The sequence below is a fragment of the Alkalicoccobacillus gibsonii genome, assembly GCF_016798245.1.
Lineage (GTDB): Bacteria > Bacillota > Bacilli > Bacillales > Bacillaceae_D > Alkalicoccobacillus > Alkalicoccobacillus gibsonii.
The window spans coordinates 14,074-28,307 of record NZ_JAEUZA010000006.1 but is presented as its reverse complement, the minus strand read 5'-3'; the positions used below and the strand labels follow the sequence as shown (position 1 = coordinate 28,307).

General features: G+C 41.1%; 16 protein-coding genes. All 16 read left to right on the top strand.

The features are described from left to right. Positions 1-8 precede the first annotated feature (8 nt). The 16 genes from spoIIIAF to recN all read left to right on the top strand — a co-directional run bounded on the left by spoIIIAF (position 9) and on the right by recN (position 14,169). On the top strand, positions 9-635 hold the full coding sequence (gene spoIIIAF, locus JNO66_RS18525) for a stage III sporulation protein AF (protein ID WP_246483367.1): 627 nt from the start codon (positions 9-11) through the stop codon (positions 633-635). Further along, a complete protein-coding gene (gene spoIIIAG / locus JNO66_RS18520) occupies positions 628-1,293 on the top strand; it encodes a stage III sporulation protein AG (RefSeq protein WP_203090697.1) in 666 nt (221 codons plus the stop codon). Before spoIIIAF ends, spoIIIAG begins: the two co-directional genes overlap by 8 nt. A gap of 2 nt (positions 1,294-1,295) precedes the next feature. After that, positions 1,296-1,877 carry a SpoIIIAH-like family protein gene (locus tag JNO66_RS18515; RefSeq protein WP_203090696.1) on the top strand — a complete coding sequence of 194 codons (582 nt, stop codon included), beginning with the start codon at positions 1,296-1,298 and terminating at the stop codon, positions 1,875-1,877. A 177-nt stretch (positions 1,878-2,054) separates the two neighbouring features. Further along, positions 2,055-2,426: a hypothetical protein gene (locus JNO66_RS18510; protein WP_203090695.1), complete on the top strand. Its 372-nt coding sequence runs from the start codon at positions 2,055-2,057 to the stop codon at positions 2,424-2,426. Positions 2,427-2,581: 155 nt separating this feature from the next. Next, positions 2,582-3,061: an acetyl-CoA carboxylase biotin carboxyl carrier protein gene (accB, locus tag JNO66_RS18505; RefSeq protein ID WP_203090694.1), complete on the top strand. Its 480-nt coding sequence runs from the start codon at positions 2,582-2,584 to the stop codon at positions 3,059-3,061. 19 nt (positions 3,062-3,080) lie between these two features. After that, the gene (accC, locus tag JNO66_RS18500) at positions 3,081-4,448 is read left to right on the top strand and encodes an acetyl-CoA carboxylase biotin carboxylase subunit (RefSeq protein WP_203090693.1); all 1,368 of its coding nucleotides are present in this window, start codon (positions 3,081-3,083) and stop codon (positions 4,446-4,448) included. A gap of 21 nt (positions 4,449-4,469) precedes the next feature. After that, a complete protein-coding gene (locus tag JNO66_RS18495) occupies positions 4,470-4,865 on the top strand; it encodes an Asp23/Gls24 family envelope stress response protein (RefSeq protein ID WP_203090692.1) in 396 nt (131 codons plus the stop codon). A gap of 185 nt (positions 4,866-5,050) precedes the next feature. Beyond that, positions 5,051-5,458, top strand: a complete 408-nt coding sequence (nusB, locus tag JNO66_RS18490; protein WP_203090691.1) for a transcription antitermination factor NusB — start codon at positions 5,051-5,053, stop codon at positions 5,456-5,458. A 75-nt stretch (positions 5,459-5,533) separates the two neighbouring features. After that, positions 5,534-6,382: a bifunctional methylenetetrahydrofolate dehydrogenase/methenyltetrahydrofolate cyclohydrolase FolD gene (folD, locus tag JNO66_RS18485; RefSeq protein ID WP_203090690.1), complete on the top strand. Its 849-nt coding sequence runs from the start codon at positions 5,534-5,536 to the stop codon at positions 6,380-6,382. Positions 6,383-6,393: 11 nt separating this feature from the next. Beyond that, complete coding sequence (gene xseA, locus JNO66_RS18480) at positions 6,394-7,764, top strand: exodeoxyribonuclease VII large subunit (RefSeq protein WP_203090689.1); 1,371 nt, start codon at positions 6,394-6,396, stop codon at positions 7,762-7,764. Further along, positions 7,754-7,996, top strand: coding sequence for an exodeoxyribonuclease VII small subunit (xseB, locus tag JNO66_RS18475; protein ID WP_203090688.1), 243 nt, complete (start codon positions 7,754-7,756; stop codon positions 7,994-7,996). Before xseA ends, xseB begins: the two co-directional genes overlap by 11 nt. Continuing rightward, positions 7,993-8,874 carry a polyprenyl synthetase family protein gene (locus tag JNO66_RS18470; RefSeq protein ID WP_203090687.1) on the top strand — a complete coding sequence of 294 codons (882 nt, stop codon included), beginning with the start codon at positions 7,993-7,995 and terminating at the stop codon, positions 8,872-8,874. Before xseB ends, JNO66_RS18470 begins: the two co-directional genes overlap by 4 nt. Before the next feature lie 175 nt (positions 8,875-9,049). Next, entirely contained in the window at positions 9,050-10,939 is a 1,890-nt protein-coding gene (gene dxs / locus JNO66_RS18465; protein WP_203090686.1) for a 1-deoxy-D-xylulose-5-phosphate synthase, read from the top strand. A gap of 3 nt (positions 10,940-10,942) precedes the next feature. Further along, positions 10,943-11,785 (top strand): TlyA family RNA methyltransferase, encoded by an 843-nt coding sequence (locus JNO66_RS18460; RefSeq protein WP_203090685.1) that lies wholly within the window; start codon positions 10,943-10,945, stop codon positions 11,783-11,785. A gap of 218 nt (positions 11,786-12,003) precedes the next feature. Next, positions 12,004-12,453 carry a transcriptional regulator AhrC/ArgR gene (gene ahrC / locus JNO66_RS18455; protein WP_203090684.1) on the top strand — a complete coding sequence of 150 codons (450 nt, stop codon included), beginning with the start codon at positions 12,004-12,006 and terminating at the stop codon, positions 12,451-12,453. 12 nt (positions 12,454-12,465) lie between these two features. Next, positions 12,466-14,169, top strand: a complete 1,704-nt coding sequence (gene recN / locus JNO66_RS18450; RefSeq protein WP_203090683.1) for a DNA repair protein RecN — start codon at positions 12,466-12,468, stop codon at positions 14,167-14,169. Positions 14,170-14,234 lie beyond the last annotated feature (65 nt).

The following is a 14,234-nucleotide window of genomic DNA, read 5'->3' as shown; positions in this document are numbered from 1 at the left end:
GTTTGGGAATGCTGACAGGTTGGATTACAGGTCTCGTATTATTAATCATGCTTGCAATTATCCTTGAGATGCTCCTGCCAAATTCATCAATGAGAGGGTACGTCAAGATGGTTATTAGTTTATTAATCCTAATTGCCATGCTGAAACCAGTTCTTTCATTATTCACAATGGATGCAGATGATTGGGTGCGAAATCTCCAAGCAAGTGACCCTTACGAAACAAATTCAATAGAAAGTCAAATAAATTTGCAGAAAAGTGGGTTAGAAGAGGTACGAGCTGCATATATTTCTGAACAGGTGGCTGACCAACTAGTAGAACAAGCAGAAGAAACAATGAGAGACACCTATTCACTCGAATTTACAAGTGTAGAAGTGTTGCAAGAAACGGAACAGGGAGGTCAGGAAGATGAGGAGGCAGTAGAGGTACATGCAGTTGTTCGAGAGTCAGAGGAGCAAGCTGAAGAGCAAACGACTACACGTGAAATTCAAACGGTCCGAGTTGACCTCTCTAAGCAACCAAGTGAAGAAGAAACTGTCGACCTACTTCCGGTAAAAAAATATCTCGCAGAAAGCTGGGAGATTCCAGAAAGTAAGATCATGCTTTACTTGGAAGGAGGAGAACAGGTCGATGGGTGAAGAGAATCCTAAAGGCTTCGGGTGGTTAAAGAAACTTGGAGGCCAGGAGCAAGGCAAAAAGAAAAATTATCGATACATCTTAGTTTTAGGTATTGTTGGGATCCTATTAATGGTTGCAAACCAAGTGTTTCAGGGATCACCACCAGAACAAAGTCAATCCGTTGTGCCTACTTTTCAATCCAAGGATGACGAGGGTGAAAAAGGGGATGTGGAAGTCTTTAAACAAGATTCAGCAGAGCCTGTCAGCATGACGGATTATGAGGACCGCTACGAGAATCAGCTGAGAGAAACGTTGGAAGAGATTGTTGGATTAAGTGAAGTGTCAGTCATGATTAATCTAGCTGAAACGGAAAAGCAAATTTACGAGAAGAATTCGAGTTCTAAAAATCAGCAAACAAGTGAAACAGACCGTGAAGGTGGAACGCGAGAGGTTACCGATCAAACCATTGACGAACAAACAGTCATTATTCGTAACGGAGACAAAGAGGAACCGTTACTCATTCAGACAGAGAAACCGAACATTAAAGGTGTGCTTGTAGTAGCCGAGGGAGTAGAAAATGTACAAGTTAAAGCTTGGGTGGTTGAAGCGGTAAGTAGAGTACTGGATGTGCCTGCCCATCGTATTTCAGTTATGCCTAAGAAATCTAAGGAGGAATAAAAATGGCACTAAAAAAACAGACAGTATGGCTTTTAACGATGTTAAGTTTAATAATTGTTCTTTCCGTTTACTATGTCTCTTCAGGTAATACAAATTTAGCTCTAACGGACGACGAACCCGCTACTGAAGAAAACGCAGCAAGTGATGGCGAAAACCAAATTGAAGTGCAGGTCACTCAAGATGGAGAAGTGGAAGGGATTCTTGAGGTAACAGGTGAAGATAATGTTGCTAATTATTTTACAGAAGCCCGCATGCAAGTTGTTGAATCTCGTGCAAAACTTGCAGAGCAATACATGGAAACATCAGCTGCTCCAGATGCAACAGCTGAAGAAAAAGTAGAAGCACGTGACAAGAGCATGGAAATTATGAACCTAACTCAAAATGAGGAGACACTTGAATCCCTTTTAAAAACAAAGGGGTATGAGAATGTGCTTGTCATAAGTGAAGAATCAAAGGTTCAGGTGATGGTTGACGCAGATGAGTTAACATCAGCAGAAGCAAATGATATCATTCTTCTAGCGAAAGAGCAGCTAGGGCAAGCAAACAACGTTTCCGTTTCTCATAATACAGGCGGAAACAATTAAACGGTTAAGATGAAGGCTGGCGTACAACCTACTAAAAGGGTGTGCGCCAGTTGTGTTTTCTTTTAATTCTTGGGCTAGTTGGTTAGACTGTTAGGGCAGATTAGATGCATTAATGCATTCATCAAAGAGTCATGTTATAATACTTTAGGTGCAATTTGTTTACGAGGAGCGATAAGTATGGAATGGACAGACCTAACCGAGGGCGCGAAGGCAGTATTAGAGCAAACTCGTAATATCAAGAACGATCATATTCAAATCGTTGAATTTGAAGTAGGGTTTGAGGAGCAATTTGAAGAGCAAGACGAAGATACCTATACAGTCTCCATCCAAGAAGAAGATTACGAGAACTTAAAAAGGTATACTAAAGAGAATGAATATGATGAGAAATACCATATGGCGCGAAACAAGGATATTGTAAAGATTATTCTACTTGAAAATGGCAAGATTCCTGATAATCTTTCGGAATTCCCTGTGTTTCGTCAATACAAAAAAGATGCTCTAGTGAAGGATCAAGTAGAGTCAGAACAAGTAAGCGAAGAGCAAGAATAAGCGGATTGATCCTTTATTCAATGAATGAAGGATTTTTTATAACAGGAAAAGAACTTGTCTAATGTAGTCAATTTTTCTTACTACTTTGAGTGCAGGGGCCATGTTATAATTGTCGCAAGTGCTAACCAATGATGAAGGAGTTGTACATAATAACTATGAACGTTCAAGAGATTAAAGAATTAATAGAAGCAGTCAATCAATCGGATATTGATGAATTAGAATACGAGCAAAACGGGAATAAGCTTGTCCTTAAGAAGGTAAAGGCTGAAACTATTGTACAGGCCCAAGCGTACGAACCTGTTCGTCAAGTGGAGGCACAACAACCTGTTGCTACTCAAACGAGTGAAGCGCCTCAAGAGGCTACTACTCAAGCACAACCTGAGAAGAAAGAGAACCTTCACACAGTAACATCTCCAATGGTAGGAACATTTTACTCTTCACCATCACCAGAAGATGGTCCTTATGTAGGAGTTGGCGATGATGTGAAAAAAGATTCAATCGTTTGTATTGTAGAAGCAATGAAGCTTATGAACGAGATCGAAGCAGATGTGAATGGCAAAATTGTTGAAGTTGTTGCGCAAAACGGGGAGTTAGTTGAGTACGGACAACCTCTATTTGTTGTGGAACTGAAATAATCTAGGAGCTGGGTTAAAGATGATAAAAAAAATACTAATTGCCAATCGCGGAGAAATTGCTGTTCGAATTATCCGTGCGTGCCAGGAGCTTGGAATTGAGACGGTAGCCGTTTATTCTGAAGCAGATGTTGATGCACTCCATGTGAAGCTTGCTGATCAAGCATTTTGTATTGGGCCAACAGCATCCGGTCAAAGCTACTTAAACTTCACAAATATTATGAGCGTAGCCACATTAACTGAGTCAGATGCGATTCACCCAGGTTACGGTTTCCTAGCGGAGAACGCAGACTTTGCTGAGATTTGTGCAGCATGTAATATTACATTTATCGGACCAAGTCCTTCTGCTATTAACCAAATGGGTACAAAAGATGTGGCTCGTGAAACGATGAAAAAAGCAGGTGTTCCAGTTGTCCCAGGCTCAAATGGGATTATTGAAAGCCCAGAGGCTGGACTTGAGATTGCTGAAGAAATTGGCTATCCAGTCATTATCAAGGCAACAGCCGGTGGTGGCGGAAAAGGAATCCGCGTAGCCAGAAATCCAGAGGAGCTTCGTAAAGGTATCAATATTACACAACAAGAGGCAGCCACAGCCTTTGGTAACCCTGGTGTGTATCTTGAGAAATTTATTGAAGATTTCCGTCATGTTGAAATTCAAGTGATGGCTGATACGTTAGGTAATACCGTCCATTTAGGTGAGCGTGACTGCTCCATTCAGCGTCGTCTGCAGAAGCTTGTAGAGGAAACGCCATCTCCTGCCTTAACTCCTGAAAAACGTGCCGAAATGGGGCAAGCTGCTGTTGCAGCTGCGCAAGCTGTTGATTATGTTGGAGCAGGTACGGTAGAATTTATCTATGATCATAATGATGGAACCTTCTTCTTTATGGAGATGAATACTCGTATTCAAGTTGAGCATCCAGTAACTGAAATGGTTACGGGTATTGATTTAATTAAAGAACAAATTCGTGTAGCGAATGGTCAGCCGCTCTCCTTTTCCCAAGAAGATGTGACGTTCCAAGGTGTTGCGATTGAATGTCGAATCAATGCAGAAAATCCTTCTAAGAATTTCATGCCATCTCCAGGATTAATTACTCGTTACCTAGTTCCAGGAGGTTTTGGTGTACGAATTGATTCTGCTGCATACCAAGGGTATAAGATTACACCATTTTATGATTCAATGATTGCAAAAGTAATCGTTCATGCCCCAACGCGCGGTGAAGCAGTTGAACGGATGAAGCGAGCACTTGAGGAATTTGATATTGAAGGAGTGGATACTACCATTCCGTTCCACCTTCGATTATTTGATCATGAAGTATTCCGCTCTGGGGAATTTAATACGAAATTCATTGAGCAATATGAAGTAATGCCATCCGATAAAGAAAAACAATAACGTTAATAAGAGGAGGCCATTATGGAAGATAATCAAATTTTGGAATTAGAGGAACAAAAGTCAGGCTTAGGGAAAGTCGAGATCTCTCCTGAGGTCATTGAAGTCATTGCAGGAATTGCAGCTCAAGAGGTTGAAGGAATTGCGACCTTGCGTGGAAGTTTCGCGACTGATGTTGCTGAGCGCTTAGGGCGTAAGAATCATGGTAAAGGTGTAAAAGTTGATCTGGATGAAAGTGGCATTATTGTTGATGTCTCTGTTGTAATTGTCTACGGAGCTTCTGTTCCTGAGGTTGCAAATCTTGTTCAGATGAATATCAAACAAACGTTACTAACGATGACAGCAATTCAACTTGAGGCGATTAATGTCCATGTTGTTGGGGTTCAGTTTGAATCAACAGAACCAGCAAAAGACGAATAATAGGGTTATCTAACCTGCGTGTAAAAATAGTCTGGCTGCATGTTGGAAAGCATGTATCCAGACTATTTTTGTACAAATTTCGTGAAAAGTACACGAACGTCGACAAAACGATTTTCCACAGACAAAAAAGTGCGTTATACTAGACGTTCATTAGAATTTTTTTAAATGATAAGGAGTTCATATCTATGAATCGACGGGTAGCAAGACTAAGAGCGGCACAAGCCCTATACCAAATTGATGTAATTAAAACAGAACCAGACCTAGCGATGGAAAGTGTACTAAATGATGACGAAGAACCTAGTGATTTCTTCCATCAGTTAGTGCATGGTACGTTAGAACATAAAAAAGAACTTGACGGATGGATCTCGAGTAATCTACAAGGATATACGATCGAGCGTATTGGTCATGTTGACAGAGCCATTGCACGTATGGCTCTGTTCGAAATGAAATATATAGACGATATCCCGGCGAATGTAACATTTAATGAAGCCATTGAATTGTCAAAAGCATTCGGGGGAGAAGAAGCCGGTCGATTTATGAATGGAGTTTTATCAAACTCAGTTGATATGATGAATAGAGAATCAAACGAGTAAGATCAATTATCGTTTATCCACCCCGATTAATCGGGTGTCTTTTGTCTGCAAATTAACTACAACGGAGTGATCATGATGACAGCGGAATTAATGAATGGAAAAGAACTAGCAGCCTCTAAACAAGCAGAAATGAAAGAACGTGTTCAAGCTCTGACGGAACAAGGTATTGTTCCAGGTCTTGCAGTGATCTTAGTTGGGGACAATCAAGCATCACAAACGTATGTGCGTTCCAAACAGCGTTCGTGCGAAAAAGCCGGGATTCATTCAGAGCTAAGACATCTTTCTGAGGAAACGACAGAAGAAGAGCTACTTAATCACATTCGTGAGTTAAACGAGGATCCGACGATTGATGGAATTCTTGTTCAATTACCGTTGCCAAAACAAATCTCTGAACAAGCTGTAATTGAAGCCATTAGTCCAACTAAGGATGTAGATGGATTTCATCCAATTAGTATAGGTAAGATGATGACAGGTGAAAAAACGTTTTTACCTTGTACACCATACGGCATTATTGAATTGCTTAAAGCTTCAAACGTTGATATTGCAGGAAAGCATGCGGTTGTAGTGGGCAGAAGTAATATTGTTGGAAAGCCAGTTGGACAGTTATTGTTAAATGAACATGCGACTGTTACGTACTGTCATTCGCGTACTCCAGATTTAAATGCAATCACAAAACAAGCAGATATTCTTGTTGTTGCGGTTGGAATAGCCAAGCTAATTAAAAAAGAAGATGTGAAACCAGGTGCAGTTGTGATTGATGTTGGAATGAATCGTGATGAAAATGGAAAGCTTTGTGGCGATGTGGATTTTGCAGATGTGGAAGAAGTTGCTTCTCATTTAACGCCAGTTCCTGGTGGTGTGGGCCCAATGACCATCACCATGCTACTTGAAAACACGATTGAATCTGCTATCAATCGCTCGTAAGGAGGAATGACATGTCTGAATCGATTGTTTCCGTTTCAGAATTAACACGATATATAAAAGGGTTACTCGAAACAGACAAGCTTCTTCCTGACGTTTGGATTCGAGGAGAACTTTCTAATTTTAAACAGCACAGTCGTGGACATATGTACTTTTCCGTTAAGGACGAGAATTCGCGAATTCAAGCAGTCATGTTTGCAGGTCATAATCGCTACTTAGCATTTAAACCGGAGAATGGAATGAAGGTCTTAATTCGGGGAGAAGTGAATGTCTATGAGCCCTACGGTCAGTATCAGCTTTATGCAAAAGAGATGCAGCCTGACGGAATCGGTAATTTATATTTAGCATATGAGAAGCTTAAAGAAACGCTTGAAGAGGAAGGTTTATTTTCCGATGAACGAAAAAAGCCCATTCCTATTTATCCAAAGCGAATAGCTGTAGTGACTTCACCAACAGGTGCGGCGGTACGAGACATTCTCACAACGTTAAAAAGACGTTATCCAATTGCACAAATTACATTGCTTCCGGCTTTAGTGCAGGGAGATCAAGCACCGGCCTCTATCGTACGTGCGATTATGCAAGCCGATGCAGCTGGAGTATTTGATGTATTAATCGCAGGACGAGGCGGAGGCTCAATTGAAGAGCTTTGGGCTTTTAACGATGAACAGGTTGTTCGCACAATTGCTGAGGCAAACGTACCAATTATTTCAGCAGTGGGGCACGAGACCGACTTCACCATTAGTGACTTTGTATCTGACTTAAGAGCACCAACTCCAACAGCCGCAGCGGAACTCGCTGTACCGAATCGCCTCGACTTGTTACATAGAACCTTAACTCAAAAGCAACGTCTGTTAGTTGGCATGCGGGAGAGAGTGAAACAAGAAAGAAGGCAGCTAGATCGCTTGCAAAAGTCCTACGCATTTAAGTATCCAGCGCAACTGATTCGTCAAAAGGAACAGGAGCTCGACACTCGGATTGATCAGCTAAAGCGATCGATGAATCGTTTAGTTGAAAAGAAAAAAGGACAACAAGAGCAGCTTGCTAAAAGTGTACTTCTAGCTCATCCAAAAGAACGTATTAAACAAATGCAGGAAAAACTCACTCGTCATGAGCTATCGTTAAAACGAGAAACAAACCAAATCGTGGCAAAGAAGCAACAGCGTTTCCAAAATAGCCTACAACAGCTGCAACTTCTTAGTCCACTTCAAGTCATGAGTCGTGGCTATAGTCTTGCTTACCAGCAGATTACCGGTGAACTGATAAAATCTGTTGATCAAGCAGAACCGGATGAAGTGTTAGAGTTACAAGTGACGGATGGAACTTATTTTTGTCAGATAACAGGAAAAGAAAAAAAGATACCGAGGAGTGAATCACATGGCAAATAAAGAAGAAACCATTAGCTTTGAAGAAGCGATGGAACAGCTAGAAGAAGTTGTAGACAAGCTTGAACAAGGAGATGTGCCTCTTGAACAAGCCATTGAAATGTTCCAACAAGGTATGGATCTATCCAAACAATGCCATGTGAAGCTTGAACATATCGAAAAACAAATGGACCAAATTCTGCATGAAGATGGTGAAATAGAAGAGCTTGACTTAAGTGGGGAGGACCAGGAGTGACAGCAGAACTAGAACGCTTTATCGAATCATCTAAGGTTGAAATTGAAGCTCAACTTATTCAAACAATTGATATATTGCAAACACCTGATTCATTAAAGAAATCGATGATCTACTCCCTGCAAGCAGGTGGAAAACGTATTAGACCGGTTCTGTTAATGGCTGTTCTTAGAGGATTTGGCATGCCAATCAAAAAAGGGATGGACGTAGCCTGCGCGATTGAAATGATACACACATATTCATTGATTCATGATGACCTTCCTGCGATGGATGATGATGATCTGCGTCGAGGTAAGCCAACAAACCATAAAGTATTTGGAGAAGCAACAGCGATTCTCGCAGGAGATGCGCTACTTACACATAGTTTTCAGCTCATTTCAAATATAGATGAAGATCCCGCATTAATTGTTTCCCTTATCCGTGAAATTTCACAGGCTGCTGGTGCACAAGGTATGGTTGGCGGCCAGGTTTCTGATATGGAGGGCGAGAATAAAGAGCTATCCATTGAAGAATTAGAGCACATCCATCATCACAAAACCGGTGATTTAATTATTGGATCCCTCATTTCTGGTGCCATTCTTGCAGAAGCGACGGAAGAAGATATTCTTCACTTAAGGCAGTTTGGAAGAGAGTTAGGTTTGTTATTCCAAATTAAAGATGACATTCTTGATATTGAGGGCGATGCGGACACAATTGGAAAACCAGTTGGAAGCGATGTATCCAATAACAAAGGTACGTACCCAAGCATGCTAGGAATGGACGGAGCAAAAGAAAAATTAACCTATCACCTTGAAGCGGCACTGGCTTCTCTTCGAAATGTTCAGATGGATCACTCATTACTTGAGGATTTAACAAATTATGTCGCATATCGTAATCATTAATAGACGTTGGTCTCAGGCGATTCCACTTTGTTGGGTCGCCTTTTTTCTTGGATATTTTCAATGCGAAAGGATTACATTTGGGGTAACGCTTCAATTTTTGATATACTAAGAACACAATATGAGATTAGATACAGATTACGGTTCGATAAGATTGACGAAAGTGGGGAATATGTATATGAGGTTAGAGGACCTTCAACATCCGGCAGCCATTAAAGGCTATTCCAAGAAAGAACTTCAAGAGTTGTCGCAGGATATCCGGGACTTCTTAGTTCAGCAGTTATCAGTTACGGGTGGACACCTAGGTCCAAACCTTGGGGTCGTTGAGTTAACGATTGCGATGCATTATTTATTTGATAGTCCAAAGGATAAATTCATTTGGGATGTAGGGCATCAAGCCTATGTTCATAAGATTTTAACTGGAAGAGCTGGACAATTTGAGACGTTACGTAAATATAAAGGGCTCTGTGGTTTTCCAAAGAGAAATGAGAGTGAGCATGATGTTTGGGAAACGGGACATAGTTCGACTTCTCTTTCTGCTGCAATGGGAATGGCAACGGCTCGAGATATCAAAGGGACGGACGAGAGTGTCATTGCGGTAATTGGTGATGGTGCGTTAACAGGTGGAATGGCCTTTGAAGCACTTAACCACATAGGTCATGAACAAACAGATTTAATTGTCATTTTAAATGATAATGAAATGTCCATCGCACCAAACGTTGGAGCGCTTCACAGTGTGCTTGGTCGCCTGCGTACAGGCGGAAAGTATAACCGTGCAAAGGATGAAATTGAGGGCTTTATTAAAAAAATCCCTGCAGTCGGTGGGAAGCTGGCTTCTACTGCTGAGAAATTTAAAGATAGCATGAAGTATATGATGATCCCTGGTGTTTTCTTTGAAGAGCTTGGTTTCACGTACCTTGGACCAGTTGACGGGCACGACCTTGATGATTTAATGGACAACCTTAAGTATGCTAAGAAAACAAAAGGTCCTGTGTTAATTCATCTATTGACGAAAAAAGGAAAAGGCTACGAGCCTGCTGAAAATGATGCAAAAGGAACATGGCATGGCCTTGGACCTTACAAGATTGAATCTGGAGAAGTCGTTTCTAAACCAGGTCCACCAAGTTATAGCGGGGTTTTTGCAAACACACTCATCAAGAAAGCAAAAACAGATGAGCGTATTGTGGGAATTACAGCGGCCATGCCTGGAGGAACAAAGCTTGACGCATTTGGTGCAGCATTTCCGGACAGAATGTTTGATGTAGGAATTGCTGAGCAGCATGCAACAACAATGGCAGGTGGACTAGCTACTCAAGGATTAAAGCCTGTGTTTGCGGTTTATTCTACATTCCTACAAAGAGGATACGATCAATTAGTGCATGATATATGTCGTCAGAACCTCAACGTTGTGTTTGCGATAGATCGTGCAGGACTTGTAGGAGCAGATGGGGAAACGCATCAGGGCGTATTTGATATTGCTTATTTACGTCATCTACCAAACATGACCATTCTAAATCCTAAGGATGAAAATGAATTACAAAATATGCTTCATACTGCTTTAGAATACGATGATGGTCCAGTGGCTGTCAGATATCCTCGTGGAAATGGGTACGGGGTACCGATGGATGAAGAGTTTAAAACCGTTGAGATTGGAAAATGGGAAACCCTTCGTGAAGGTACAGATGGCTGTATTTTAACTTTTGGTACGATGATTCCTGTCGCCGAAGAAGCAGCAAAAGCGCTTGAAGCTGAAGGGTTATCTATTCGCATTATAAACGCGAATTCGGTGAAGCCATTAGATATTGAGCTTTTAAACAAATTAGCAGAGGAAGAAATTCCAGTGATGACGATTGAAGAAACAGCTCTTCAAGGCGGTTTCGGTAGTGCTGTTCTTGAGCATTTTAATGAACATGGCTACCATCACGTCCAAGTAAGACGACTGGGAATTCCTGATGAATACATTGAGCATGGAGATGTTCCACAACTACTTGAAGAGATTGGATTAACATCAAAGAATGTGATGAGCCAACTAGTTGAGTTCATTCCTGCTAAACAGAAAAGAGCATAACCTGTGAAAAAAGAACGAATTGATACATTATTAGTGGACCGGGGGCTAATTGATTCACGTGAGAAAGCCAAGCGTGCTGTTATGGCAGGCTTGGTTTACTCTGGTACCGAGCGTCTGGATAAACCAGGAATGAAAATTGATCATGAGGCACCTCTCGAAGTAAAAGGTCAGCTTATGCCGTACGTCAGTCGCGGTGGCTTTAAGCTGGAGAAAGCGTTAAAGGTGTTTGATGTAGACGTACGAGATAAGATCATGCTTGATATTGGTGCCTCTACTGGTGGGTTCACTGATTGTGCCTTGCAAAACGGAGCATCACTTGTTTATGCGCTTGATGTAGGGTACAACCAACTCGCTTGGAAGATTAGGCAGCACGAGCAGGTTGTTGTGATGGAGCGAACGAATTTTCGCTATGTAAAACCTGAAGACCTGCAGGAGGGCTTACCTGAATTTGCAAGCATTGATGTTTCGTTTATTTCCTTAAAACTAATCCTGCCAACCTTGAAGACTGTTCTATGTGCAGGAGGCGATGTCTTGGCACTAGTTAAGCCTCAATTTGAAGCAGGTCGAGAGCAAGTAGGAAAAAAAGGAATCATACGAGATCCTGCCATTCATGAGCAAGTGTTATTAAACGTTAGTGAAATGGCGAATAAGGAAGGGTTTCACGTGCGTGCTCTTGATTATTCACCCATTACAGGTGGGGAAGGAAACATTGAGTTTTTAATGCACCTTACATTGCCTTTAGATGAAAACGAAACGGTAAGTAAGTTAAATGATTCAACCATTCAGGATGTTGTGAAACAAGCACAACAGCTGAATACAAAAGGGTCTGAGTCAGAACAATCATGATGTAAAGGGGGACTAATGATTCTATTATTTAGAGTCATCAGTCCCTTTTTAAATTCAGCTGGTTTTCATTACATTCATGCATAAATCGTACATGTTGCTTTATTTTTATGATGTTAGTTCTTGTTTTCTTTTTTGTTGAAATGGGTTCAGCTATTGTTTTAGTAGGCATTTCATATCATAATGGGTGATAAGGAAATCATATGAAAAAGGTGAGTTTATTGAATAAAGGTCAACGACATATTAAGATAAGGGAAGTCATCGCGAATCAAGCCATTGAAACGCAAGAAGACTTAGTTGATTATTTAAAAGGATTAGGGTATAACGTAACTCAAGCTACGGTATCAAGAGACATAAAGGAATTGCATCTTGTAAAGGTACCTATGCAGGATGGACGCTATAAATATAGCTTACCTGCGGATCAACGGTTTAACCCGCTGCAAAAGCTTAAGCGCAGCCTAACAGATAGCTTTATCAGTATTGACAGTACGGACAACTTGATTGTCATGAAATGCTTACCTGGAAATGCCAACGCGATTGGAGCGTTAATTGACAATCTTGATTGGGAAGAGCTAATGGGAACCATTTGTGGAGATGATACCTTATTGATTATCTGCAAGAATAAAAAGGATGGAGAACTCATTAGTTCTCGATTCTTAGACATGCTATAAGGTGGGGAATCGATGTTAATTGAACTTTCAGTGAGGCATTTTGCCATAATTGAAGAACTGACCATTCCTTTTGAAAGTGGTCTAACTGTTCTAACTGGAGAGACAGGCGCAGGGAAGTCCATTATTATTGATGCCATTGGTTTATTACTTGGTGGACGAGGTTCTGCAGAGTTTGTTCGTCACGGAGAAACAAGAGCAGAGATCGAAGGATTATTTGCAGTTGACGCCAAACATCAAGCGGTCTTAAAAGCTGTTGAACTTGGAATAGAGGCGAATGAAGAACTGATCTTGCGCAGGGAAATAACGAGTCAAGGGAAAAGCATTTGTCGAATCAATGGTAAGCTAGTTACACTTGGTATCCTACGTGAAATCGGTCAGTCTTTAGTTGATGTTCATGGTCAGCATGAGCATCAGTCATTAATGCAACCGGACAAGCATTTGCGGTTTTTGGACCAGTATGCGACGAACAAGCTTAAATCCACATTCCAAGAATATCGTGAGTTGTATGAACGGGCTCAGAAAATTAATAAACAAATATCGGCCTTAAGCGAAAATGAGCAAGAAACGGCTCAGCGAATCGATTTACTTAGGTATCAATTAGAAGAAATCGAGAAAGCTGAACTTAAGCCAAAAGAAGACGATCAGCTTGAAGAAGATCGCAAACGTTTAGCTAATAGTGAAAAGCTTTATACACTGCTTAGAGATAGCTATGAACGACTGTATGGCGATGGGCAGGCACTTGATGCCATGAACGATAGTGCGGCGAATCTCGAAACAGCGAGTGATCTAGATGCCAATCTGAAATCCTTACATGAAAGTGTGAGTAGTAGCTATTATATGATGGAGGAAGCGGCGTTTTCAATTAGAGAGCAAATGGAGCAAATTGAATTTGATCCTGATCGTTTAGAATTAATTGAGAATCGCCTCGCTGAAATCCAGCAGCTTAAGCGCAAATATGGTACAACGGTGGAAGAGATATTAGAGTATGCTTCGCGAATTGAGGAAGAGCTTGATACAAAACTCAATAAGGATGACCGTTTGCATTCCTTACATCAGGAGCTTGACGGTGTTCTTCTTGATTTAACAGTTGAAGCCAAAGCGCTCACAACAATTCGCAAAAAGGCTGCTTTAGAGCTGACTGAAGCCATTCACAAGCAGCTTAGAGCTTTATATATGGAAAAGACCATTTTTGAGATCAACATTCAAAGCTCTTCATTGGATGAAAATAAGGGAATGGCAGCTTTATCTGCAAACGGTGTGGATCAAGTGGAATTCTTTATCTCCACCAATCCTGGAGAACCCGTCAAACCCTTGGCTAAAGTGGCTTCAGGTGGAGAAATTTCTCGAATCATGCTCGCCATTAAATCCATCTTCTCTACGCATCAAGGCGTCACCTCAGTGATTTTTGATGAAGTAGATACAGGAGTAAGTGGTCGAGTAGCCCAAGCGATTGCTGAAAAAATCTATACCATTGCTTCAGGTTCACAAGTGCTCGTCATTACGCACCTACCTCAAGTCGCTGCGATGGCTGATCAACATTTATATATCTCAAAGCATGAATCAAAGGATCGAGTATCGACATCTGTAACAGGACTGAAAGAGAAGTCTAAGGTGGAAGAGCTTGCCAGAATGATTTCAGGTGTAGAGGTCACTGAGTTAACGAAACAGCATGCTCATGAATTGTTGGATCTTGCTAGCCAACATAAACATGCTTAAGGATTATTCATACAAAAGCTACCCAGTTAAGGGTAGCTTTTTCTGATGGTTCCAGTTATAAATGT